The 22,638-nt window shown below is 64.3% G+C and carries 18 protein-coding genes, 2 tRNA genes and 1 pseudogene; 16 read left to right on the top strand and 5 right to left on the bottom strand.

Features of this window, described 5'->3' with window-relative positions; translation table 11 throughout:
* Positions 1 to 77 precede the first annotated feature (77 nt).
* Positions 78 to 154, top strand: a tRNA-Asn gene (locus LAJ50_RS14545).
* A gap of 213 nt (positions 155 to 367) precedes the next feature.
* Here LAJ50_RS14545 and LAJ50_RS14540 read toward each other — a convergent pair.
* The gene (locus tag LAJ50_RS14540; RefSeq protein ID WP_130549868.1) at positions 368 to 733 is read right to left on the bottom strand and encodes a hypothetical protein; all 366 of its coding nucleotides are present in this window, start codon (positions 731 to 733) and stop codon (positions 368 to 370) included.
* A 637-nt stretch (positions 734 to 1,370) separates the two neighbouring features.
* On the bottom strand, positions 1,371 to 1,922 hold the full coding sequence (locus tag LAJ50_RS14535; protein ID WP_171044537.1) for a Tfp pilus assembly protein FimT/FimU: 552 nt from the start codon (positions 1,920 to 1,922) through the stop codon (positions 1,371 to 1,373).
* 154 nt (positions 1,923 to 2,076) lie between these two features.
* Between LAJ50_RS14535 and uvrB the strand changes: the two genes are divergently transcribed.
* The 12 genes and pseudogenes from uvrB to LAJ50_RS14475 all read left to right on the top strand — a co-directional run bounded on the left by uvrB (position 2,077) and on the right by LAJ50_RS14475 (position 13,918).
* Entirely contained in the window at positions 2,077 to 4,098 is a 2,022-nt protein-coding gene (gene uvrB / locus LAJ50_RS14530) for an excinuclease ABC subunit UvrB (RefSeq protein ID WP_130549866.1), read from the top strand.
* A 127-nt stretch (positions 4,099 to 4,225) separates the two neighbouring features.
* Positions 4,226 to 4,300 (top strand) — tRNA-Val (locus LAJ50_RS14525).
* Positions 4,301 to 4,530: 230 nt separating this feature from the next.
* Complete coding sequence (locus LAJ50_RS14520) at positions 4,531 to 4,800, top strand: hypothetical protein (protein WP_138651500.1); 270 nt, start codon at positions 4,531 to 4,533, stop codon at positions 4,798 to 4,800.
* A 44-nt stretch (positions 4,801 to 4,844) separates the two neighbouring features.
* Positions 4,845 to 6,515 (top strand): type IV secretory system conjugative DNA transfer family protein, encoded by a 1,671-nt coding sequence (locus tag LAJ50_RS14515; protein WP_171044536.1) that lies wholly within the window; start codon positions 4,845 to 4,847, stop codon positions 6,513 to 6,515.
* A gap of 428 nt (positions 6,516 to 6,943) precedes the next feature.
* A complete protein-coding gene (locus LAJ50_RS14510) occupies positions 6,944 to 7,369 on the top strand; it encodes a hypothetical protein (protein WP_130550338.1) in 426 nt (141 codons plus the stop codon).
* Positions 7,370 to 7,424: 55 nt separating this feature from the next.
* Positions 7,425 to 7,673 (top strand): annotated as a pseudogene (locus tag LAJ50_RS14505) (VirB3 family type IV secretion system protein); the annotation flags it as partial.
* 63 nt (positions 7,674 to 7,736) lie between these two features.
* On the top strand, positions 7,737 to 10,205 hold the full coding sequence (locus LAJ50_RS14500; RefSeq protein ID WP_138651496.1) for a VirB4 family type IV secretion/conjugal transfer ATPase: 2,469 nt from the start codon (positions 7,737 to 7,739) through the stop codon (positions 10,203 to 10,205).
* An 87-nt stretch (positions 10,206 to 10,292) separates the two neighbouring features.
* Positions 10,293 to 11,030 carry a hypothetical protein gene (locus LAJ50_RS14495; RefSeq protein ID WP_130549859.1) on the top strand — a complete coding sequence of 246 codons (738 nt, stop codon included), beginning with the start codon at positions 10,293 to 10,295 and terminating at the stop codon, positions 11,028 to 11,030.
* Between the two features lie 59 nt (positions 11,031 to 11,089).
* Entirely contained in the window at positions 11,090 to 12,166 is a 1,077-nt protein-coding gene (locus LAJ50_RS14490) for a type IV secretion system protein (RefSeq protein WP_130549858.1), read from the top strand.
* A 38-nt stretch (positions 12,167 to 12,204) separates the two neighbouring features.
* On the top strand, positions 12,205 to 12,705 hold the full coding sequence (locus LAJ50_RS14485; protein WP_130549857.1) for a DUF4189 domain-containing protein: 501 nt from the start codon (positions 12,205 to 12,207) through the stop codon (positions 12,703 to 12,705).
* 126 nt (positions 12,706 to 12,831) lie between these two features.
* A complete protein-coding gene (locus LAJ50_RS14480) occupies positions 12,832 to 13,416 on the top strand; it encodes a DUF4189 domain-containing protein (protein WP_130549856.1) in 585 nt (194 codons plus the stop codon).
* A 169-nt stretch (positions 13,417 to 13,585) separates the two neighbouring features.
* Positions 13,586 to 13,918 carry a type IV secretion system protein gene (locus tag LAJ50_RS14475; RefSeq protein ID WP_165424053.1) on the top strand — a complete coding sequence of 111 codons (333 nt, stop codon included), beginning with the start codon at positions 13,586 to 13,588 and terminating at the stop codon, positions 13,916 to 13,918.
* A 1,033-nt stretch (positions 13,919 to 14,951) separates the two neighbouring features.
* On the opposite strand, the gene LAJ50_RS14465 is transcribed toward LAJ50_RS14475, so the two are convergent.
* The 3 genes from LAJ50_RS14465 to LAJ50_RS14455 form a co-directional block, all read right to left on the bottom strand.
* On the bottom strand, positions 14,952 to 15,293 hold the full coding sequence (locus tag LAJ50_RS14465) for a lipid-A-disaccharide synthase N-terminal domain-containing protein (RefSeq protein WP_130549853.1): 342 nt from the start codon (positions 15,291 to 15,293) through the stop codon (positions 14,952 to 14,954).
* Positions 15,294 to 15,295: 2 nt separating this feature from the next.
* A complete protein-coding gene (locus tag LAJ50_RS14460; RefSeq protein WP_130549852.1) occupies positions 15,296 to 16,018 on the bottom strand; it encodes a glycosyltransferase family 2 protein in 723 nt (240 codons plus the stop codon).
* A 160-nt stretch (positions 16,019 to 16,178) separates the two neighbouring features.
* On the bottom strand, positions 16,179 to 17,864 hold the full coding sequence (locus LAJ50_RS14455; RefSeq protein ID WP_130549851.1) for an electron transfer flavoprotein-ubiquinone oxidoreductase: 1,686 nt from the start codon (positions 17,862 to 17,864) through the stop codon (positions 16,179 to 16,181).
* 205 nt (positions 17,865 to 18,069) lie between these two features.
* On the opposite strand from LAJ50_RS14455, the gene acnD reads away from it, so the two are divergent.
* From acnD to prpF, 3 genes are read left to right on the top strand one after another with little or no spacing between them, the layout of a single operon-like run.
* Complete coding sequence (gene acnD / locus LAJ50_RS14450) at positions 18,070 to 20,679, top strand: Fe/S-dependent 2-methylisocitrate dehydratase AcnD (protein ID WP_138651494.1); 2,610 nt, start codon at positions 18,070 to 18,072, stop codon at positions 20,677 to 20,679.
* A gap of 4 nt (positions 20,680 to 20,683) precedes the next feature.
* Positions 20,684 to 21,334 carry a 2'-5' RNA ligase family protein gene (locus LAJ50_RS14445; protein WP_130549849.1) on the top strand — a complete coding sequence of 217 codons (651 nt, stop codon included), beginning with the start codon at positions 20,684 to 20,686 and terminating at the stop codon, positions 21,332 to 21,334.
* A 38-nt stretch (positions 21,335 to 21,372) separates the two neighbouring features.
* A complete protein-coding gene (gene prpF, locus LAJ50_RS14440; RefSeq protein WP_138651492.1) occupies positions 21,373 to 22,560 on the top strand; it encodes a 2-methylaconitate cis-trans isomerase PrpF in 1,188 nt (395 codons plus the stop codon).
* Positions 22,561 to 22,638: the final 78 nt, after the last annotated feature.

Genomic DNA, 22,638 nt, shown 5'->3' with positions numbered 1-22,638 from the left:
GAAGCACGTCGGCCCGAACGTTTGATGCCAGCATCCGGTTGCATCAGACGGACCCGGCCGCTAGAATGCGCTCCCCCGCCCGAATAGCTCAGCCGGTTAGAGCACTTGACTGTTAATCAGGGGGTCGTTGGTTCGAGTCCAACTTCGGGCGCCAAAAGATTCAAGCACTTAGGGCCGCGATAGCGGCCCTTTTCGTGCTTGGGCGTGGATTGAGGGTTGTCTGCGGTGCTGCGGGCTGCTGGCATCTTGGACTCATGGCCCAGTAGCGTCCACCTTGCCGCCGTCCGGGTCTGCGGTGACCAACATGCGGCTTGACTGTGACGGTAGCGGTGATAGGGCCGACATATGCCGGCCCTATCCCAACAAGTTATTGGTAGAAGCCGCCCGACCAGGGACTGGTCAGGTCACTGTTCCGCCAAGGGCCCGAGTCGCACATCCCCTGTCCCCAGGTGTCGCAGAACGCACTGCGCAGGCCGGCCGACGCCCCGGAGTAGCTCAGGGAGTTGGTCTCGTAAGTCTCACACGAGTAGGTGATCGTGACACGCACAGGACCAGACGTCGTCCCCTGATGCTCTGCCTGGTTGCTGCAGTACAGGATGCTTTGACCGATCAGGTTCTCGCTGGAGTCGAAGTAAAGAATCGTGCGGCTGTACTGGACCGCGGCCTCGGCCTTCTCTGCGCTGACCATCATCCCAATGCCCAACAGCCCGGCAACCAAAATCATTGCTTTCACTGACATTCTCCTTGTGATGCCCCAATTCCCTTGGGGCGTGGGTTTCACTACAACTCCGATCTGGGTCATCTGTTCCGGCGCGGCGCTTTGTTGCGGTGAAAGCGGCTTCAGGCGCAGGTGTCATAGGCGACATTATCACCGCAGGCGTCGCGCTGCTTGAGACTGCTCATCTCCGGCGCGCCCTGGCGCGGGCGGTATCCATCAGGAGACCTGCCAGTTCCCGCTTCGCCGTTCGGCCTCGACCGCTGAAGACGTTGGGTGGATCAGAACAAAGTGCAGTTGAGTCACAAGCCGTAGGGTGACGCTTATGAACGAAGCGTCTGCAGCTGCCTGTCAGCGCGCAAGGACGGGCATGGTGCGAAGCGGGCGGTTGTGGCAAGCAATTCGAGATAAAAGCTCTGCCTATGTTTGTTTGGAATCTTCGGAGTTGGCGTTACTTGCGTCAAACTTAGGGCGCCAAGATGCAAGACACGGCCCACGTTGACGCGGACCGTGGCTTCTGCGCGCTGCGGGGGGTTTAAGGTGCTATCTGATCGCAGCTTTGCTGAGCGTGTCGTTGGTCGACGTAGAGTCTTTGTTTTCCGCTGAACGGGTTGGCGACAAGGGAGGAAGGTGCGGGATGGTTGCGGCCAACTGTTCAGCTTGCGCAGCCTTTCGACGTCCGTGGCTTCTCGACGCGCGTGCGGCCGCTCTGGTTGACGATCACCGCCGCGTTGGACGTGGCGCCACGGCACAGCCGGATGGTCAGGTTGGTGCCGGCGGCGCTGCCATTGGCCAGGAAGGTGATCTTGGGGCGGCCGTCGGTGGAGATGATCCGCAGGTCGGGGTCGCTTGGGGCCCATTCGACGCGCAGCAGATCCTCGGGCAGGTCGGGGCGCCGGTTGCCGTCCGGGTCGAAAAACATGATCCAGCCTTGTGTCCAGTCGCTGTCGTCCCGACATTCCTTCTTGTCCAGCGACGGGCAGACCACCGTCGGGATGCGATAGCTGATCGCGGTGCTGCGCGCGGAGGCCAGGAAAGAGCTGAGCAGGTTGGTCGTGGCGGCTTCGCGCTGGTGGCGCATCAGAGCGTTGTAGGACGGCACGCCGACCGCCAGGCCAATGCTGGCCACGGCCATGACCACGAGCGATTCGACCAGGGTGAAACCACGGGCGTGCGGGCTGTGCTTGCGGAGCGGGTGGGCGTCCATCGGGGCATTCCTTGTCCGGAGTGGGGTGCATCTAGCCTGGCTTCCGCCGGCGCCCGTCGGCATCGGTGCTCGGCGCATTGATCGGTAGGAAATGTCTGCATCCGGGGCTCACCACACCCGGCGCTATACTTTTTTTGACTTCGAAGGCGTGACCATGAGTGAAGAACGCTTCCAGCTCGTTTCCCCGTATTCGCCTTCGGGCGACCAGCCGCTGGCCATCGAACGCCTGACCGAGAATTTCGAGGCGGGTCTGGCCAAGCAGACGCTGCTGGGCGTGACCGGTTCCGGCAAGACCTACACCATCGCCAATGTGATCGAGCGCATCCAGAAGCCTACGCTGGTGATGGCGCCCAACAAGACGCTGGCGGCGCAGCTGTACGGCGAGTTCAAGTCGTTCTTCCCGCACAACGCGGTGGAGTACTTCGTGAGCTACTACGACTACTACCAGCCCGAGGCCTACGTCCCGTCCTCGGATACCTTCATCGAGAAGGACAGCTCGATCAACGAGCACATCGAGCAGATGCGCCTGGCGGCGACCAAGACGCTGCTGTCGCGGCGCGACGCGCTGGTGGTGGCCACGGTCTCGGCGATCTACGGCCTCGGCGCGCCCGAGGACTACCTGTCGCTACGCCTGATCCTCTCGCGCGGCGAACACATCGACCAGCGCCAGCTGATCCGCCACCTCACCGATCTGCAGTACACCCGCAACGAGTACGAACTGCAGCGCGGCGCCTTCCGCGTGCGTGGCGAGGTGATCGACGTGCATCCGGCGGAAAACGATGTCGAGGCGCTGCGCATCGAACTGTTCGATGGCGAGATCGAAGGATTGACCTTGTTCGACCCGCTCACCGGCGAGACCATCCGCAAGGTGCCGCGCTACACCGTCTACCCGAAGACCCACTACGCCACCACGCGCGAGCGCACGCTCAGCGCGGTCGACACGATCAAGATCGAGCTGAAGGAGCGGCTGGAGCAGCTGTACCAGCAGAATAAGCTGGTCGAGGCGCAGCGCCTGGCGCAGCGCACCCAGTTCGACCTGGAGATGATGGCCGAGGTGGGCTTCTGCAGCGGCATCGAGAACTACTCGCGGCACCTCACCGGGAAGGCGCCGGGCGAGCCGCCGCCGACCTTGTTCGACTACCTGCCGGCCGATGCGTTGCTGGTCATCGACGAATCGCACGTGACCATTCCCCAGATCGGCGCGATGTACAAGGGCGACCGTTCGCGCAAGGAGACGCTGGTGGAGTTCGGCTTCCGCCTGCCTTCCGCGCTGGACAACCGCCCGCTGCGCTTCGAGGAGTGGGAGGCGCGTTCGCCGCGCAGCATCTATGTCTCGGCCACGCCGGGGCCGTACGAGCTGCGCGAATCCGACGGCGAGATCACCGAGCTGGTGGTGCGCCCGACCGGTCTGACCGATCCGGAGGTGGAGATCCGGCCGGTCGGCACGCAGGTCGACGACCTGCTGTCCCAGATCAACGATCGCATCGCGATGGGCGACCGCGTGCTGGTGACGACGCTGACCAAGCGCATGGCCGAAAACCTGACCGAGTACCTGGGCGAGCACGGCATCAAGGTGCGCTATCTGCACTCGGACGTGGACACCGTCGAGCGGGTGGAGATCATCCGCGACCTGCGCCTGGGCAAGTTCGACGTGCTGGTGGGCATCAACCTGCTGCGTGAGGGCCTGGACATGCCCGAGGTGTCGCTGGTGGCGATCCTGGATGCGGACAAGGAGGGCTTCCTGCGCTCCACCGGTTCGTTGATCCAGACCATCGGCCGTGCCGCGCGCAACCTGCGCGGCAAGGCGATCCTGTACGCGGACCGGATCACGCCGTCGATGAAGGCGGCCATCGACGAAACCGACCGCCGCCGCGCCAAGCAGGAGGAGTACAACGCCGAGCACGGCATCGTGCCCAGGTCGGTGGCCAGACCCATCGTGGACATCCTGGAGGGCGCGCGCGAGGCCGCCAACGAGGATGCGCCCAAGCGCGGCAAGGGGCGCAAGGTCGCCGAACCGGCCGAGGACTATGGCGCGCTCAGCCCGCAGCAGATCGCGGCCCGTCTCAAGACCCTGGAAGCGCGCATGTACCAGCACGCGCGCGATCTGGAGTTCGAGGACGCGGCCCGCCTGCGCGACGAGATCCAGAAGCTCAAGTCGGTGAGTCTGACCGTGTGAAGCGGGCCACAGGCCGGGGCGGGGCCGGACCCCATGAAAAAGCCGCGGCTGGCTGTTCACGCGGCGCGCGGGTGATGTTATGATGCGCGCCCCTCGCACCGAGGGCGCGGCGACGGGATGTCGCAACGGGCGGTTAGCTCAGCGGTAGAGCACTACCTTGACATGGTAGGGGTCACAGGTTCGAACCCTGTACCGCCCACCACCTCCTGCATCGGGCAGGCGGGTGAAGATGAATCAGACCGGGCAGGGCCCGGTTTTTTCATGTCTGAATTCGCCTTCGCAGGGCTGCGACCGGTCGATTCACCAGGACCGCCGAGCGCAGGTCCGGCCCAGCTGGAGCCGGTCCTGTGCCTCATCGCCGGCCAAGGTGGCCGCGGCAAGCCTGGATCGCTTAGGATCGCGGTGTCCTACGTCTCGAGAGGAACGCCAGGGATGGAATACCGGCATACGCTCCTGCAGAAGAACGGCTATCAGGTGGTCGCCCTCACGCGCGACGCGGATCCGGCCTATGCGCCGGACGAGGTCATCGGCTACGCCGTGGTGACCGACTCGGGCGCCAAGCTGCGCGAGGAAGCCTCGCTGGAGCAGGCGCGCCTGTACATGGAACAACTCATCGAGGACGAGCAGCCGATCCGCGCCGACGATGCGCGTCCGCGCCGCCGCAAGTCGGTGCGGCCCAAGACGGCCCGGTTGATCCGTTGACCATTCGCGCCGCGCGCGCTCGCGCCGGCTTCAAGGAGGAGTGCTTGAGCAAGGGGAAACTTGGATTCGCCGTCGCACTGACGGCGCTGGCCGCGGTGGCAGGGCTGTATCTGTCCGGCTATGTGACCATGGCGCTGCTCAAGGTGCATGCGCCGCTGCACTGGAATACCTACATCGAATACGTCCAGGCGCTGGGTGATCCGCGCTACGGGCCGTATGCCGGCAAGATTAAGGCGGCCGGCTGGATCGGCTTCGGCGGCGTGCTGATCGTCTACATCCTGATCCTGGCCCTGCTGTTCAAGCAGAAGAAGCCGTCGCTGCACGGCGATGCGCGCTTCGCCAACGCCGGCGACCTGAACAAGCACAAGATGCTGCAGCCTTCGAACACCGGCATCATCGTCGGCAGGTTCGGCGGCAAGCTGGTGCGCCTGCCTGGGCAGCAGTTCGTGATCCTGGCCGCGCCGACGCGGTCGGGCAAGGGTGTGGGCATCGTGATTCCCAACCTGCTCGATTACGCCGAGTCGGTCGTGGTGCTGGACATCAAGCAGGAGAACTTCGACCTGACCAGTGGCTGGCGCAAGTCGCAAGGACATGAGGTCTACCTCTTCAATCCCTTCGCCGAGGACCGTCGCACCCATCGCTGGAATCCGCTGACCTACGTCTCAAGCGATCCGGCCTTCCGCGTATCGGACCTGATGAGCATCGCGGCCATGCTGTATCCGGACGGTGCCGACGAGCAGAAGTTCTGGGTCAGCCAGGCGCGCAATGCGTTCATGGCCTTCGCGCTGTTCCTGTTCGAGAATCACGACGACGAGATCGCCACGGGCTTTCCGTTCTCCTCGGGCGCGCCGACGCTGGGGCGCATCTATCGCCTGTCCTCGGGCGACGGCACCGATCTGAAGGCCTATCTGCGCGGGCTGGCCTCGCGCAAGTTCCTCAGCGACAACGCGCGCTCGGCGTTCTCCAATCTGCTCTCGCAGGCGGACGACACCTTCGCCTCGATCATGGGCACGCTGAAGGAGCCGCTGAACGCCTGGATCAATCCCGTGCTGGACGCGGCGACCTCCGGCGACGACTTCCTGCTCACCGATCTGCGCAAGAAGAAGATGAGCATCTACGTCGGCATCCAGCCCAACAAGCTGGCCGAGAGCCGGCTCATCGTCAATCTGTTCTTCAGCCAGATCATCAACCTCAACACCCGCGAGCTGCCGCAGAGCAATCCCGAGCTCAAGTACCAGTGCCTGCTGTTGATGGATGAGTTCACCGCGATCGGCAAGGTCGACATCATCGCCTCGGCCGTGTCGTACATGGCGGGTTACAACATTCGCCTGCTGCCGATCATCCAGTCCATGGCGCAGCTGGACGCGACCTACGGCAAGGATGTCTCGCGCACCATCATCACCAATCACGCGTTGCAGATCATCTATGCGCCGCGCGAGCAGCAGGACGCCAACGACTATTCGGAGATGCTGGGCTATACCACCTTCAAGCGCCGCAACATCACCCGCGGACGCGAGGTCACCCGCAGCATTTCCGAGGAGCGGCGCGCGCTGATGCTGCCGCAGGAACTCAAGGCGATGGGATTCGACCAGGAGGTTTTCCTGTACGAGGGCATCGCGCACCCGGTGAAGTGCGAGAAGATCAAGTACTACAAGGACCGCTACTTCACATCACGACTGATGGACAAAATTGATGTGGAACGCATCACAATTTGATCCATGACACACGCGGCGTGCACATCGAGTGAAGGGTTGATGACGCTCTGCTGAATGCTTGACGGCCTCCAGAGGGGCACGTTAGCTTTATGACATGGGGCACCTGGAGCGGAGTCCTTCCGGGTGGTAGTGGCCGTGGCGTTTCGGCGTCGACGGCGTTGTAAGCAAGGGGGTGGACAAAGGATGTCAGGAGATTCTTCAGCGCTTGATGCGCGCTGCGTGGCACGCGAAGGCCACATCAACAGGCTGGTCGAGCCACGCGGACACTTTGATCGCATCGATCAGGCGCGTCGCCTTTTCTTCTTCGGGTATTCCCAACGTTAGATCGTCATTCCGGCATGCCGATGGCGCGTCGTTCGCGTGCGCATCGCCCGGATCCCCTTACAGGAGTTGCCGTGTTGCAGCGGAACATCGTCAAATTTTCCTCGATGCTTGCCCTGTCGAGCGTCGTGCTCGCCGGGTGCGGCACCACGCCGGCACCCGACTTCGGCGGCAAGTGGCGGCCGATCAACAACTATTCCGAAACGCCGATCGAGATCCCCCTGTCGAGCACCTACATCTTCCAGGCTTCGCCCATGGACGGCACCCTGAAGACCATGCTCACCCGCTGGGCCAAGGACAGCGGCATGCAGCTGGACTACCGCTTCGGATCGGATTTCACGCTGTACGGCCCGGTCTCGCAGATCGATACCACCGATATCCGCGACGCGGCGGCGCAGCTGACCAGCGCGTATGGCGCGCGCGGCATCGCGGTCTCGGTGGTGGGCAACAGGATCACAGTGACCTCGACATCCGCCGCACCCGCGCCTGCGCCAACGATCGCGCCGGCGTCTGCCGCGCCCTCCAAGCCTTGAGATTCCCCACGTCGGCGTCGATGGGCGCCGGCATCATCAACCCCTGACAGGCGCAGTCCCGTTCTTCATCGGGGCAGGCGGCACGCTGCTTTTCGCGATGTACAGCGGCAACCTGCTCTGGCTGCTGGCCTTGCCTGTGGTGATCTTCGTGATGCGACAGATGGCCAAGCGCGACGAGATGATTTTCCGCTTGATGGGGCTGCGTCTGCAGTTCCGCATGCGGACCCGGAACATCCGGCACAACGATGGGCTTTGGGTGTTCTCGCCAAACCCCTATCGAAAGAAGCCTGCCGAACGAGAGTAGGCAGTTCAAGTTTGTGCCAGGCACCGATCGGCGCCTGGCAGTTGCAGTAACCAGGAAGGTCCTATGTTCAATCCCGATTCGCCCGTCAGCGAGTTCATTCCCTACTCGAGCCATGTCGCGCCGTCCGTGGTCAAGACCACGGGCGGCGACTACCTGCTGACCTGGCATCTGGGCGGCTTGCCGTTCGTCGGGCGCGAGGAATGGGAGCTGGAGCATCGGCACAACACGTTCAACCGGATGTTGCAGACCCTGCGCGCGCCGGACTTCGTGAACGTGGCGTTCTGGGTCCATGACGTGCGTCGCCGTGGCAGCATCAAGCAGCGCAGCACCTTCGCGCAGAAGTTCAACCAGCAACTGTCGGACGACTACTTCGAGAGCCTGTCCAGCCAGAAGGTGATGCGCAACGAGATGTATCTGACGTTGCTCTATCGCCCGATCGTCGCCGGCAAGGCCTTCGTGGAAAAGACCGGTGATCTGGAACGGCTGCGGACGATGGAAGAGCAGGCCGTGGCCAAGGTCCTGGAACTGGCCGGCAACGTCGAGGCGGTGCTCAAGGATTACTCGCCGTATCGCCTGGGTGTCTACGAGGCGCGCAACGGCATCGTGTTCTCCGAGACGCTGGAGTTCCTGGGTTACGTCCTCAATCGCCTGACCGAGCCGGTTCCGGTGCTGGGAGCGTCGATCAAGGACTATCTGCCCGTCAGCAAGCACCTGTTCTCGGCCAAGACCGGCGATTACATCATCGCCACGCCCAACGGCGAGAAGCACTACGGCGCGATCCTCAATGTGAAGGAGTATCCGGACGGGACCTTTCCGGGAATCCTCAACGGCCTGAAGTACCTGGACTTCGAGTACGTCATCACACACTCCTTCAGCCCGATGGGCCGGCACGACGCATTGAAGGTGCTCGACCGTACGAAGGGCATGATGATTTCCTCGGGCGACAAGGCCGTCAGCCAGATCGCCGAGCTCGACCACGCCATGGACCAGCTGTCCTCGGGCAACTTCGTGCTTGGCGAGTATCACTTCGTGATGGCGCTCTACGCCGACAGCCAGACGCAGCTGCAGCAGAACGTGGCCACCGCGCGAGCCGAGCTGTCCAATGCGGGTTTCGTCTCGGCCAAGGAAGACCTGGCGGTCACCGCCTCGTTCTATTCGCAGCTGCCGGCCAACTGGAAGTATCGGACGCGGCCGGCCAACATCAGTTCGCTGAATTTCCTGGGCCTCTCGCCGCTGCACAACTTCGCGACCGGCAAGAAGGACAACAATCCCTGGGGCGAATGCATCACCACGCTGCAGACCACCAACGGGCAGCCCTACTACTTCAACTTCCATGCCACGCACCCGGCGGAAAACTCGTTCGGCGAGAAGGCCATCGCCAACACCATGGTCATCGGCAAGTCGGGTACCGGCAAGACGGCGCTGATCAACTTCCTGCTGAGCCAGGTGCAGAAGTACACGCCGTCGCCGACGATCTTCTTCTTCGACAAGGATCGCGGTGCGGAGATCTTCGTGCGTGCGTGTGGCGGCAACTATCTGGCGCTGGAGAATGGCCAGCCGACCGGGTTCAACCCGTTCCAGTGCGAGCGCAACGAGGCCAACGTCCAGTTCCTGGCCGACCTGATCAAGGTGCTGGCCGGCAAGATCGCCTACACCGCGCGCGAGGAGGAGGACATCTTCCGGGCGGTCGAGAACATCCTGGACACGCCGTTGCACCTGCGGACGATGACCAACTTCCAGAAGAGCCTGCCCAACATGGGCGACGACGGCCTGTACGCGCGCATCCGCAAGTGGACGGCGGGCAACTCGCTCGGCTGGGTGTTCGACAATCCGGTGGACACGATCGACCTGCAGAAGGCCAACATCATCGGCTTCGATTACACCGACATCATCGACAATCCGGAAGTCCGCGCGCCGGTCATCAACTATCTCCTGCACCGCCTGGAGGAACTGATCGACGGTCGTCCGCTGATCTATGTCATGGACGAGTTCTGGAAGATCCTGGACGGAAAGGGCGGGCTGAAGGAGTTCGCGAAGAACAAGCAGAAGACCATCCGAAAGCAGAATGGCCTGGGCATCTTCGCCACGCAAAGCCCCGAGGACGCGCTGGCCAGCGACATCTCCGCGGCGCTGATCGAGCAGACCGCCACCCTGATCCTGCTGCCGAATCCGAACGCGAGCCGGGAGGATTACATCGAGGGTCTCAAGCTGACCGAGGCCGAGTACCAGGTCGTCGTCAGCCTCGACGAGCGCTCGCGCTGCTTCTTGGTAAAACAGGGCCACGGCTCGGTGGTGTGCCAGCTGAATCTGCGTGGCCTCGATGACGCGCTCTCGGTGATCTCGGCCTCCACCGACAACATCGAGATCATGCATCAGGTGCTGGCGCAGCGTTCGATCGAGCTTGAGAAGCCTTCAGCCGACCTTGCGCCAGAAGAGTGGCTCGAGCAGTTCTACAAGGATCGTAAGGGTTCGGGTAAGGCGAGATCCCTTAACTCCCCCCGCCGGGAAACCAGCGCTGCGGCAGGGCGCTGACGTTTCGGCCCAGACGTTAGGAATCATATGAGAACTCAATTTCATCGCATACTTCATCTCGGCGCGAACTCGATCACGGCCAGATTGATGCTGGCTGCGTTCCTGCTTGCGGCGTGGGCGCCCGCGTTCGCGCAATGGGAAGTCACGGACGAGCAGACCCATCAGGGGATCAGCGATCTTCAGACTGACATCAACAATCGCCTGGACAAGATCTACAAGCAGTCCAACGTCACCGGAGAGACCTACAACCCGGACACGCATAAGAGCCTGACGCTGCAGTTCGATGACAGCAGCGGCGGCAATGGTCAGCAGGACATCTCCGGCCAGCGTGAGGTTGCGAAGATCACTTCGGAAAGCCTCAATAAGATCCTCGCGGACCGCTGCCCAGAGCAGTCGAGCAACCCCAAGCAGTCGCTGCAACAGCCCGTTTGCAAGGACATCGTGGAGCGCGAGTCACGGCTGCAGAATTACATGATCGATATGCTGTCCTTGATGCGTGACCGGCAGCAGGAGCTCAAGGCGATCCTGCAGGAGCGTCAGAACATCGAGTCCGGCGGGGAGCATGAGATGGGGCAGATCCAGTCGAATACCAATCGTCTGCTGGCCCTTCAGGCCCAGCTCCAGATCGATGAGTCGAACTACAAGCTAACCATCGCGAGCTACGATCGCTACCTGTCGGCGCAACGCGCGCGCCTGGCGGACTACGCCAAGAAGCTGTCGAACGGAGATAAGAGCAATCCCGCGGGGGCGCTCGCTTCGGCGGCAATACTGGAGGCTGCGCTGCAGCTTGCGCCCACAGTCGGCAACTTGATCGGTTCATTCTGACGCTCTGCCAGGGCGAATCTGGAACGCGTCTTGGCTTCAGCGGCACGTAGGAGAAAGCGGTGCCAATTGATATTTCCGGCTTGGCCAATCTGTATTTCTATGAACGGATACAGACCTATTTGCGGGAGCGACTCGATGATTTCCAGGGTCGGGTGCTCGGTGAGTTCGCACAGATCCTGGGCGTCACCGCCTTGTCCATCCTGACCATCTGGATCTTCTGGCAGGGCTGGCGCGTCGTCTCCGGTAGATCGCGCGAGTCGATGATGGGCCTGGTGGGAGATTCCCTGCGCGCGATGCTGATCATCGGTGTCGCCACCGGCTGGGCTGGGAATACCACGACACTCTATTCCAGCCTGACCGATGGACTGGGCAAGGTTGTGTACGGTGCGGTAACTGGCAGCAACGACGACATCGACAGCATGTATCACATCATGGACGCCAACCTGGCTGTCACCACGGCGGCCTTGGGCGCCATCGCCGCGGTGGAGAAGGGGCGTGATGGAAGTGGGCATGGCGATGCGACTTCCGATCAGATCCTGATCGAGGCGACTGCCGCCTTCGGTGCAGGCGGTCCGGCTTTGGCCGGAGGCACGATGATCACGTTGAACAAGCTCGCGATGGCGATGTTCATCGGTTTCGGGCCCTTCTTCATCATGTGCCTGCTGTTCGATGTGACCAAGGGGCTGTTCCAGAAGTGGCTCTTCTACGGCGTCGGCACGATGTTCGCGCTGGCGGTGTTGTATGTCGTCCTGATCATCGCCACCGAGATGATGCTTGCGGTCGCCGCGTCGTTCTGGCTAGGAAGCGCGCTTGCCGACAACTCGGATGGCATGAGAACCATCGCCATCCAGACGGGGGGGCTCGGTCTCATCCTGACGATGCTGATCATTACCGGCCCCCCAATGGCGGCCAGTTTCTTCAACGGCATGCTGGGGCAGTTCTCTTCCTACTCGCAGATCGGGCCGGGCTCCGCGACGAGCAATCCTGCTACTTCGAATCAGGCGCGCATGCACCAGACCCCTGGCCTCCCGCCGCCTGCGAGGGGCGGCGCCACTCCAGATAACTATCGGCCTGGCACGTCGTATCTGCCGGGAACTGCGACCAAGCCGGAGTCAGTGGGTCTAGCAGGCAGGTGAGAGCACGCGGTTGAGAACGGGTACTAGGATTCAAGTCTATGAAGCAGTTTCTTTCGTTCCTTCTTTTGCTGGCGGCTCAGTCCGTTTACGCAGAGGGTCGATGCCCTCCTGGCTATTTTCCGCAGGGAGGCGCCGGGTGGCAGGGATGCGCGCCCGGTCCGGCGATCAACTCGGCCCAGGCTGAAATTGCAGTTCCCGACGGTTTTTGGAAGAAGACTTGGGGCGCGATCGCCAACTCGTCCAATCCTCCTCTCGGCGCAACGGTCACCGGATTCTTCTCCGAGCAAGAGGCGATGGAAGCGGCGGTGGCGGAGTGCAGGAAGAAGGGGGGCAAGGACTGCGAAGGTACCTATAGCTACTTCAACCGATGCTTGGCGATTGCTCAAATCCCAACCGGCGGAATTGAAAACAGAGTCGCTGCAGAAAGCATCAAACATGCCAGTGAGTTGGCGATGGCCGGGTGTAAAGATAAGAATCCAGGTCAGGTGTGCGCGGTTGTGGTGTCGGAATGCACTGAGCCGGTCTATCGTCCTTACTAAGGATTTTTGATTATGCGTTTTCGAGCTTGATGCCTTATCAGGTCGCGGTTGACGGCGACATTCCCACCGCAATTCTGCGCGTGATCCTCAGCGCTTTGGAATCCAGCTAGTGCTTGGATAATCGCTATGCCGACAACGAGCGAGGGTGTGCGTTCGGTGCCACCAACCGGTTGGGAGATGCCGGGCGGGCCAATGGTGTGCTCGCGTCTTCTGACTTTGTTGCTGGGTCTAGTCGCTGCGCTGGGCCTGGCGGTGTCTGGTGCAGGTGCTCAGACGCGCTGTCCCGGCGGTGTCGCGGCGGGCTCTGTGTTGTGCCAGCCCGATCTTCCTCAATCCGGATCCGGTTCGGGGAAAACCATCGTTAAGATCGTTGGTCATTGGGATAAGACCTGGGGCGCAATCGCTGACAGCCCCAACTTGATTGGTGGCGTGTCAAAAGGCGCGTTGTCCAAGCGGGCCGCCGAGCAACAGGCGCTTGAGGCTTGTGCGGAGCGCGGGGGACGTTCCTGCGTTGTTTCCTTTACCTACTTCAACCAATGCGTGGCGGTGATCGATCCCGATGTCCTTGGCGCCTCTAATTACATTCAGGCAGCCGAATCGATCGAGCTCGCCGGCGAAGTGGGAATCAAGCATTGCCGCGAGAAAAACGGGTCCAGCGCGTCGTGCAAAGTAACGTACTCGGATTGTTCTATGCCCATTTACAGGGATTAGCCACGCGCGACTCTGATCATCGATGTCGCCACCAGCTGGGCTGGAGTACGACGACACTCTATTCCAGCCTGACCGATGGACTGGGCAAGGTTGTGTACGGTGCGGTGACTGGCAGCAATGACGACATCGACAGCATGTATCACATCATGGACAGCCAACCTAGCTGTCCTTGGGCGCCATTGCCGCGGTGGAGAAAGGGCGTGATGGAAGCGGGCATGGCGATGCGACTTCCGATCAGATCCTGATCGAGGCGACTGCCGCCTTCGGTGCAGGCGGTCCGGCTTTGGCCGGAGGCACGATGATCACGTTGAACAAGCTCGCGATGGCGATGTTCATCGGTTTCGGGCCTTTCTTCATCATGTGCCTGCTGTTCGATGTGACCAAGGGGCTGTTCCAGAAGTGGCTCTTCTACGGCGTCGGCACGATGTTCGCCCTGGCGGTGTTGTATGTCGTCCTGATCATCGCCACCGAGATGATGCTTGCGGTCGCCGCGTCGTTCTAGCTAGGAAGCGCGCTTGCCGACAACTCGGATGGCATGAGAACCATCGCCATCCAGACGGGGGGCTCGGTCTCATCCTGACGATGCTGATCATTACCGGCCCCCCAATGGCGGCAAGTTTCATCAACGGCATGCTGGGGCAGTTCTCTTCCTATTCGCAGATCGGGCCGGGCTCCGCGACGAGCAATCCTGCTACTTCGAATCAGGCGCGCATGAGTCAGACGCCAGGCTTGCCGCCGCCCAGGGTTCTTGGGGAAAGTTCTGCCGGGTCGCGGAACATACTTCCTCCTAACACTGGGTACTCTTCCGTTGCGCCAGAGGCTGTTAATCTCACGAAGGATGGAAGAGTTTAAAGTCGGTGCTGGGCTGCCTACTTCGGGAATCGAAATGAATAAATTCTTGTTGGCTGCTATTCTTTTCGCCTTGCCGATCGAATATGTCCACGCTGAAGGGAATTGTCCGCCTGGATATTTCCCGCAAAGCGGTCCAGGGTGGCAAGGCTGCGCGCCTGGTCCGGGAGTGAATGCCTCCGGTAATGCAGCGTCACGTCCAGGTGGGTACTGGCAGAGAACGTGGGGTGCGGTTGCGACTTCCCTTAACCCCCCAGCTGGCGTTACAGCCAAAGGATTTGCTTCCAAGAAGGAAGCCATCGCGGCGGCCGTCGCGGCGTGCAAGCAAAAGGGTGGAGGAGATTGTCGGAGTACCTTTACCTACTTTAACCAGTGTGTGGCGATCGCACAGGGTCGGGAGCAGGGCGTCTCCATGACGTCGGCTGCGGGCAGTGTTGAACGGGCGAGCGAGTTGGCGATGTCAGGATGTCAGAAGGATAACGCCGGGCACACTTGTCAGGTTGTAGTGGCCGAATGCAGTGAGCCCTATTACCAGAGCTATTGAGGAAATTTTGCCTGGCCTGAAGGCCGCGTGCCTCAATGTCCCCACAAGGTATTGCGAGGGGGAAGAGCGAACCCAATGCGTCGTGCAAGGTGGTTTACTCGAACTGCACCATGCCTAGGGACAGGGAGTAGAACCACCGCGACTAGTGGGTGGCGCGATCGCGCTTCCAGCCGCGGTGCCTGATATCCAGATGCAGGCTGTAGAGCGCGGTGAAGGCGGGAAACAGATTCTGCAGGACGCCCACCGAGTCCTGCTTGGCGGAAAAGATGAAGTAGGCCAGCGTCATCAGGCTGCCGACGACGCTCATGTACCAGAACAGCCGCGGGATCACCGGCTTGCCGGCGCGCTTGGACGCGATGAACTGCACCAGCCAGCGGCCGCCGAACATCAACGCGCCGGTGTAGCCGATGAGTTTCCATCCGGTGATATGGATGCCGGTCCAGAACAGGGCCTGGATCGGCTGGTCCAGCCAGTGGATTTCCATGCCTAGAGTTCCTTGACCGCGGTGCGCTTGCTGCGCGCGATCAGCCAAGCCACGCCGCGCAGGTCGCGGATGCCGACCAGGGCGCGCTGCAGGTTGTTGTACTTGGACACGCCCGCGCCGCGCGGGCGATGGTTGACCGGCACGCTGACGGTCTTCCACCCGGCGCGCTGCATCAACGCCGGCAGGTAGCGGTGCATGTGGTCGAAGTAGGGCAGGTCGAGGAAGGCCTCGCGCTCGAACAATTTGGTCCCGCAGCCGGTGTCCGGGGTGTCGTCGTGCAGCATGCGGACGCGGATGGCGTTGGCGTAGCGGGACGCCCATCGCTTGCTGCCGCTGTCCTGGCGGTTCACGCGCCAGCCGGCGTAGAGCTTGACCTGCGGATCGCCGGCGTCGCGCTCGCGCAGCAGTTTGGGCAGATCGGCCGGGTCGTTCTGGCCATCGCCATCGAGCGTGGCGATCCACGGCGCGCGCGCGGCCTTGACGCCGGTGCGGATGGCCGTGCTCTGTCCGCTCTGGGTCTGGTGCTGCAGCACGCGCAGCTCGGGCACCTGCACCTTGAGCGCCTGCAGGGTGGCCAAGGTGTCGTCGCGCGAGTGGTCGTCGACGTAGAGGATCTCGAACGGCACCACGCCGCGCAGGGCGGCGAGGATCTCGTGGACCAGAGGGGCGGTGTTGTCGCGCTCGTTGAAGACGGGGACGACGACGGACAGGGCGGGATTCTGCATGGCGCGCATTATCGGGGTTTTGCCGGCAGGGGACGACTGGAACCGCGCCCGCGCGCATCGCGTGCCGGGCCGGCCGGACGCAGTAGACCGTAGCGCCCTGTCGGAATCCGGTCGGAGGCGCGGCTGGCGCATCCGCCGGTGCCTTGCGGTGAAAGCGGGCCTACATGCCCGCGTAGTTCGGCCCGCCGCCGCCCTGCGGGGCGACCCAGACGATGTTCTGGGTCGGATCCTTGATGTCGCAGGTCTTGCAGTGCACGCAGTTCTGGGCGTTGATCTGCAGGCGCTGGCCGCCGCCGTCGGCGGCGACGAACTCGTAGACGCCGGCCGGGCAATAGCGCGCCTCGGGGCCCGCATAGGTCGCCAGGTTGATCTCCACCGGCACGGCCGGATCCTTCAGCGTCAGGTGCGCCGGCTGGTCCTCGTCGTGGTTGGTGCTGGACAGGAACACCGAGGACAGCCGGTCGAAGGTCAGCTGGCCGTCCGGCTTGGGGTAGGCGATCTTCTGGTGCTGGTTGGCCGGCTCCAGGCAGGCATGGTCCGGCGTGCTGTGGCGCAGCGTCCACGGCGGGTTGCGGATGCCCAGCCTGGGCAGCAGCCACTGCTCGATGCCGGTCATCAGCGTGGCCAGCGTGCGGCCCTTCTTGAACCACTGCTTGAAGTTCTTGGACTGCTGCAGCTCGGCGTACAGCCAGCTGGCCTCGAAGGCCGCCGGGTAGGCGCTCAGTTCATCGCCGCTGCGGCCTTCGCCCAGCGCAGCGAACGCGGCCTCGGCGGCCAGCATGCCGGTCTTGATCGCCGCGTGGCTGCCCTTGATGCGACTGGCGTTGAGCGTGCCGGCCTCGCAGCCGACCAGCGCGCCGCCGGGGAAGACCAGCTTGGGCAGCGACATCAGGCCGCCGGCAGTGATCGAACGGGCGCCGTAGCCGATGCGCTTGCCGCCTTCGAGATACTTGCGGATCGCCGGATGGGTCTTGAAGCGCTGGAACTCCTCGAACGGGCTCAGCCAGGGGTTCTTGTAGTCCAGCCCCACCACCAGGCCGATGGCGACCTTGTCGTCCTCGGCGTGGTACAGGAACGAGCCGCCATAGGTGTCCGCGTCCAGCGGCCAGCCGGCGGTGTGGACCACCAGGCCGGGCGTGTGCTTGGCCGGGTCGATCTGCCAGAGCTCCTTGATGCCCAGCCCATAGGCCTGCGGATCCTTGCCGGCGTCCAGCGAGAACTTGGCCAGCAGTTGGCGGCCGAGCTGGCCGCGCGAGCCCTCGGCGAAGATCGTGTACTTGGCGTGCAGCTCCATGCCCAGCTGGAACTCGGCCGTGGGCTCGCCGTCCTTGCCCAGGCCCATGTTGCCGGTGGCCACACCTTTCACCGCACCGGCGTCGGTGTAGAGGATCTCGGTGGCGGCGAAGCCCGGGAAGATCTCCACGCCCAGCCCTTCGGCCTGGGCGCTGAGCCAGCGCGTCAGGGCGCCGAGGCTGATGATGTAGTTGCCCTGGTTGTGGAAGCACTCGGGCAGCAGCGCATGCGGGGTCGCCCTGGCGCCGGTGTCGCTGAGGAACAGGAACTGGTCCTCGGTCACCGGCTGCTTGAGCGGGGCGCCCTTTTCCTTCCAGTCGGGGAACAGCTCGGTCAGCGCGCGCGGGTCCATGATCGCGCCGGACAGGATGTGGGCGCCGGGCTCGGAGCCCTTCTCCAGCACGCACACCGACACGTCGCGACCGGCCTCGGCAGCCAGCTGCTTGAGCCGGATCGCGGTGGCCAGGCCGCCCGGGCCCGCACCGACCACCACCACGTCGTATTCCATCGATTCGCGGGGCCCGTACTGGGCGAGTAGCGCGTCGGGGGTCATCGGCTGTGCTCCATCGTGGGGCATGGCGAAGGGGGCGCCATCATAGCGAAGCCAAACGCGCGTTTGAATTCACGCGGGTCCGCGCAGATATATTGATTCTGCCGCTCAAGATTGATCAATGCATCGTGCGGTGCCAGATTGCGCCCTGGCGCGGCCCGCTTCCGCGCCGCTCGTCGCTCGCCAGATCTGATCGCAGGATCCCGCCATGAATACCGCTTACCGCGTCCCGCTCCCCGGCACCTCGCTGGACTACTTCGACGCCCGCGCCGCGGTCGAGGCGCTCGCGCCGGGCGCCTGGGCGGGGCTGCCGTACACCGCGCGGGTCCATGCGGAGAACCTGGTGCGCTGCGCCGATCCGGCGCAGCTGCCGGCCTACCTGGGCCAGCTGATCGAGCGCCGGCGCGATCTGGATTTCCCCTGGTTCCCGGTGCGCGTGGTCTGTCACGACATCCTGGGGCAGACGGCGCTAGTGGATCTGGCCGGGCTGCGCGATGCCATCGCCGAGCAGGGCGGCGACCCGGCGCAGGTCAATCCCGTGGTGCCGGTGCAGCTGATCGTGGACCACTCGCTGGCGGTGGAATGCGGCGGGACCGATCCGCAGGCGTTCGCCAAGAACCGCGCCATCGAGGACCGCCGCAACGCCGACCGCTTCGACTTCATCGACTGGACGGCCAAGGCGTTCCGCAACATCGAGGTGATCGGCCCGGGCAACGGGATCATGCATCAGATCAACCTGGAGAAGATGTCGCCGGTGATCTACACCCGCGACGGCGTGGCCTTCCCCGATACCTGCGTGGGCACCGACAGCCATACCCCGCACGTGGACGCGCTGGGCGTGATCGCCGTCGGCGTGGGCGGGTTGGAGGCGGAGAACGTGATGCTGGGCCGCGCCTCGTGGATGCGCCTGCCCGACATCGTCGGGGTCGAGCTGACCGGCCGCCCGGGCGAGGGCATCACCTGCACCGACATCGTGCTGGCCCTGACCGAGTTCCTGCGCAAGCAGAAGGTGGTCGGCGCCTACCTGGAGTTCTACGGCGCGGGTGCGGCGACGCTGAGCATCGGCGACCGCGCGACCATCTCCAACATGTGCCCCGAGTACGGCGCCACCGCCGCGCTGTTCCACATCGACGACCAGACCCTGGACTACCTGCGCCTGACCGGCCGCGAAGAGGCGCAGGTGCGGCTGGTCGAGACCTACGCGCGCACCGCCGGCATCTGGGTCGATGACCTGGCGAGCGCGCAGTACGAGCGCGTGCTCCAGTTCGATCTGTCCACGGTCGATCGCACCCTGGCCGGCCCCTCCAACCCGCACCGGCGCCTGCCCACCCGCGCGCTGGCCGAGCGCGGCATCGCCGTGGACCTGGACAAGGCGCGCGCGGAGGAGGCCAACGGCCTGATGCCCGATGGCGCGGTGATCATCGCGGCGATCACCAGCTGCACTAACACCTCCAATCCGCGCAACGTGATCGCCGCCGCGCTGCTGGCACGCAATGCCAACGCGCGCGGACTGACGCGCAAGCCGTGGGTCAAGACCTCGCTGGCGCCCGGTTCCAAGGCAGTGCAGCTGTATCTGGAGGAGTCGGGACTGCTGCCCGAGCTGGAGCGGCTGGGCTTCGGCATCGTCGCCTTCGCCTGCACCACCTGCAACGGCATGAGCGGCGCGCTGGATCCGAAGATCCAGCAGGAGATCATCGAGCGCGACCTCTACGCCACCGCGGTGCTCAGCGGTAACCGCAACTTCGACGGCCGCATCCATCCTTATGCCAAGCAGGCCTTCCTGGCCTCGCCGGCACTGGTGATCGCCTATGCCATCGCTGGCACGGTGCGCTTCGACATCGAGAAGGATGCGCTGGGCTTCGACGCCGACGGCCAGCCGATCACGCTCAAGGACCTGTGGCCTTCGGACGCGGAGGTGGACGCGGTGGTCAGGGCCAGCGTCAAGCCCGAGCAGTTCCGCAAGGTCTACGGGCCGATGTTCGACGTGCGCGTCGAACACGGGCAGAAGATCAGCCCGCTCTACGACTGGCGGCCGATGAGCACCTACATCCGCCGTCCGCCGTACTGGGAGGGCGCGCTGGCCGGCGCGCGCACGCTGCGCGGCATGCGCCCGCTGGCGCTGCTGGGCGACAACATCACCACCGACCATCTCTCGCCATCCAACGCCATCCTGGCCAGCAGCGCGGCCGGGGAATACCTGGCGCGCATGGGCGTGCCGGAGGAGGACTTCAACTCCTACGCCACCCATCGTGGCGACCATCTCACCGCCCAGCGCGCGACCTTCGCCAACCCCAAGCTGCTCAACGAGATGGCGGTGATCGACGGCGTGGAGACGCAGGGCTCGCTGGCGCGGATCGAACCCGATGGCCAGGTCGTGCGCATGTGGGAAGCCATCGAGACCTACATGCAGCGCGGCCAGCCGCTGATCATCATCGCCGGCGCCGACTACGGGCAGGGCAGTTCGCGCGACTGGGCCGCCAAGGGCGTGCGCTTGGCGGGCGTCGAGGCGATCGTGGCCGAGGGCTTCGAGCGCATCCACCGCACCAACCTGATCGGCATGGGCGTGCTGCCGCTGGAGTTCCTGCCTGGCACCGACCGGCGCATCCTGCGTCTGGACGGCACCGAGACCTTCGATGTCGTCGGCCAGCGCGCGCCGGGCGCCACGCTGACCCTGGTGATCCACCGCAAGGATGGCGGCCCCGAACAGGCGCCGGTGCGCTGCCGGCTGGACTCGGATGAAGAGGTATCCATCTACGAGGCCGGTGGCGTGCTGCAGCGCTTCGCCCAGGACTTCCTCGAGTCGTCCAAGGCGGCCTGATCGCGTGCTGACCACCCTGCGACCGCAGTCGACCACGCCGCCGCCGGGCCAACTGCTGGACCGGCTGTGGCACGCCGAGATGGGCGGCGATCGCCTGCTGTTCATCGCCCGGCCCGATGCGGCCATGCGCGAGGTGTTCGATGCCTCCACGCGCGAGCAGGGCATCCAGGCCGCCACCGGGCTGGCGATGTTTCCGCTGGTCAACTGGCACCAGACGCTGTCGGACCGCTTCATCGATTCGCCGCAGACGCGCACGCTGCTGCTGCAGGCAGGCGAGGCCGTGCGGGCGCACGGTTTCCTGCTGTCGCTGGACCAACTGCGGGTGAGCCCCAATGCGCGCGCCAGCGCCAATATCGAGCTGTGCTGTTCGCAGCCGGTCGATGCATTGAAGGCACTGCTGCTCGCGCTGAAGCTGGCCATCGCCGACCAAGGCCTGTTGACTGGTCGCAAGGGCCACCGCCCGCACGTGACGCTGAGCTACCGCTACGACGTCGAGGCCAGACGCCAGCGCACCAAGCCGATCCGCGCCATCGACTGGCCGATCGAGAGTTTCGAGCTGGCCGTCGGCAGCGGCGATCCCTACCGCTATCGCACCCTGTCGCGCTGGGCGCTGGCGCCCGCCGCGCCGCAGGCCCGGCAGGCCCCGCTTTTCTGACGCAATGCGTGCCGCGCGCACGCTCCGAGGAAGTTCGCATGTCCTACGTACCGCAGATCCGGATCCCCGCCACCTACCTGCGCGGCGGCACGTCCAAGGGCGTCTTCTTCCGCCTGCAGGACCTGCCCGAGCGCGCGCAGGCGCCCGGCGCGGCGCGCGACGCGCTGCTGCTGCGGGTGATCGGCAGCCCCGATCCGTACGGCAAGCAGATCGACGGCATGGGCGGCGCGACGTCCAGCACCAGCAAGGCGGTGATCGTCTCGCGCAGCGCGCACGCCGATCACGACGTGGACTATCTGTTCGGCCAGGTGTCCATCGACAGCGCCTTCGTGGACTGGTCGGGCAACTGCGGCAACCTGTCGGCGGCGGTGGGGCCGTTCGCCATCGCCTCCGGCCTGATCGATCCGGCGAAGGTGCCGCGCGATGGCCTGTGCACGGTGCGCATCTGGCAGGCCAACATCGGCAAGACCATCGTCGCCCACGTGCCCATCACCGACGGGCAGGTGCAGGAGACCGGTGACTTCGAACTCGATGGCGTGACCTTCCCGGCGGCCGAGGTGCAGCTGGAGTTCCTCGACCCGGCCGACGATGGCGAGGAGGGGGGCGCGATGTTCCCCACCGGGCATGTGGTCGACACGCTGGAGGTGCCGGGGGTGGGCAGTTTCCAGGCCACGCTGATCAATGCCGGCATCCCGACGATCTTCCTCGACGCCGCGGCGCTGGGTTACACGGGCAGCGAGTTGCAGGGCGCGATCAACGAAGACGCCGCGGCCCTGGCACGGCTGGAGACCATCCGCGCCCACGGCGCGCTGCGCATGGGCCTGATCCGGACGCTGGACGAGGCGGCCCGGCGGCAGCACACACCCAAGCTGGCCTTCGTCGCGCCGGCCGACACCTACATCGCCTCCAGCGGCAGGACCGTGGAGGCACGCGAGATCGACCTGCGGGTGCGTGCGATGTCGATGGGCAAGCTGCACCACGCGATGATGGGCACCGCCGCGGTGGCCATCGGCACGGCGGCGGCGATTCCGGGCACGCTGGTCAACCTCGCCGCCGGCGGCGGGCCGCGCAGCGCGGTGCGCTTCGGTCACCCCTCCGGCACGCTGCGCGTGGGCGCCGAGGCACAGCAGGTCGATGGCCAGTGGCAGGTCACCAAGGCCCTCATGAGCCGCAGCGCACGCGTGCTGATGGAAGGCTGGGTCCGGGTCCCCGGCGACAGTTTCTGACGGCCTGAGGCCGAAACCCGCTCCTGTGGCAGCCGCCATGGCGGCGATGGGCTTTCCCGGGAAACCTTCCCGGCTCGC

This window comes from Pseudoxanthomonas sp. X-1 (genome assembly GCF_020042665.1).
Classification (GTDB): domain Bacteria; phylum Pseudomonadota; class Gammaproteobacteria; order Xanthomonadales; family Xanthomonadaceae; genus Pseudoxanthomonas_A; species Pseudoxanthomonas_A spadix_A.
Note: the sequence above shows the minus strand (reverse complement) of the source record. Positions and strands in the feature narration are given on the sequence as shown.

What these genes read in the sequence shown, in the direction of transcription:
- LAJ50_RS14535 (WP_171044537.1), bottom strand. Translation starts at nt 1,922, where the DNA reads ATGGACGCCCACCCGCTCCGCAAGCACAGCCCGCACGCCCGTGGTTTC.
- uvrB (WP_130549866.1), top strand. Translation starts at nt 2,077, where the DNA reads ATGAGTGAAGAACGCTTCCAGCTCGTTTCCCCGTATTCGCCTTCGGGC.
- LAJ50_RS14520 (WP_138651500.1), top strand. Translation starts at nt 4,531, where the DNA reads ATGGAATACCGGCATACGCTCCTGCAGAAGAACGGCTATCAGGTGGTC.
- LAJ50_RS14510 (WP_130550338.1), top strand. Translation starts at nt 6,944, where the DNA reads ATGCTTGCCCTGTCGAGCGTCGTGCTCGCCGGGTGCGGCACCACGCCG.
- LAJ50_RS14500 (WP_138651496.1), top strand. Translation starts at nt 7,737, where the DNA reads ATGTTCAATCCCGATTCGCCCGTCAGCGAGTTCATTCCCTACTCGAGC.
- LAJ50_RS14495 (WP_130549859.1), top strand. Translation starts at nt 10,293, where the DNA reads ATGCTGGCTGCGTTCCTGCTTGCGGCGTGGGCGCCCGCGTTCGCGCAA.
- LAJ50_RS14485 (WP_130549857.1), top strand. Translation starts at nt 12,205, where the DNA reads ATGAAGCAGTTTCTTTCGTTCCTTCTTTTGCTGGCGGCTCAGTCCGTT.
- LAJ50_RS14480 (WP_130549856.1), top strand. Translation starts at nt 12,832, where the DNA reads ATGCCGACAACGAGCGAGGGTGTGCGTTCGGTGCCACCAACCGGTTGG.
- LAJ50_RS14465 (WP_130549853.1), bottom strand. Translation starts at nt 15,293, where the DNA reads ATGGAAATCCACTGGCTGGACCAGCCGATCCAGGCCCTGTTCTGGACC.
- LAJ50_RS14460 (WP_130549852.1), bottom strand. Translation starts at nt 16,018, where the DNA reads ATGCAGAATCCCGCCCTGTCCGTCGTCGTCCCCGTCTTCAACGAGCGC.
- LAJ50_RS14455 (WP_130549851.1), bottom strand. Translation starts at nt 17,864, where the DNA reads ATGACCCCCGACGCGCTACTCGCCCAGTACGGGCCCCGCGAATCGATG.
- acnD (WP_138651494.1), top strand. Translation starts at nt 18,070, where the DNA reads ATGAATACCGCTTACCGCGTCCCGCTCCCCGGCACCTCGCTGGACTAC.
- prpF (WP_138651492.1), top strand. Translation starts at nt 21,373, where the DNA reads ATGTCCTACGTACCGCAGATCCGGATCCCCGCCACCTACCTGCGCGGC.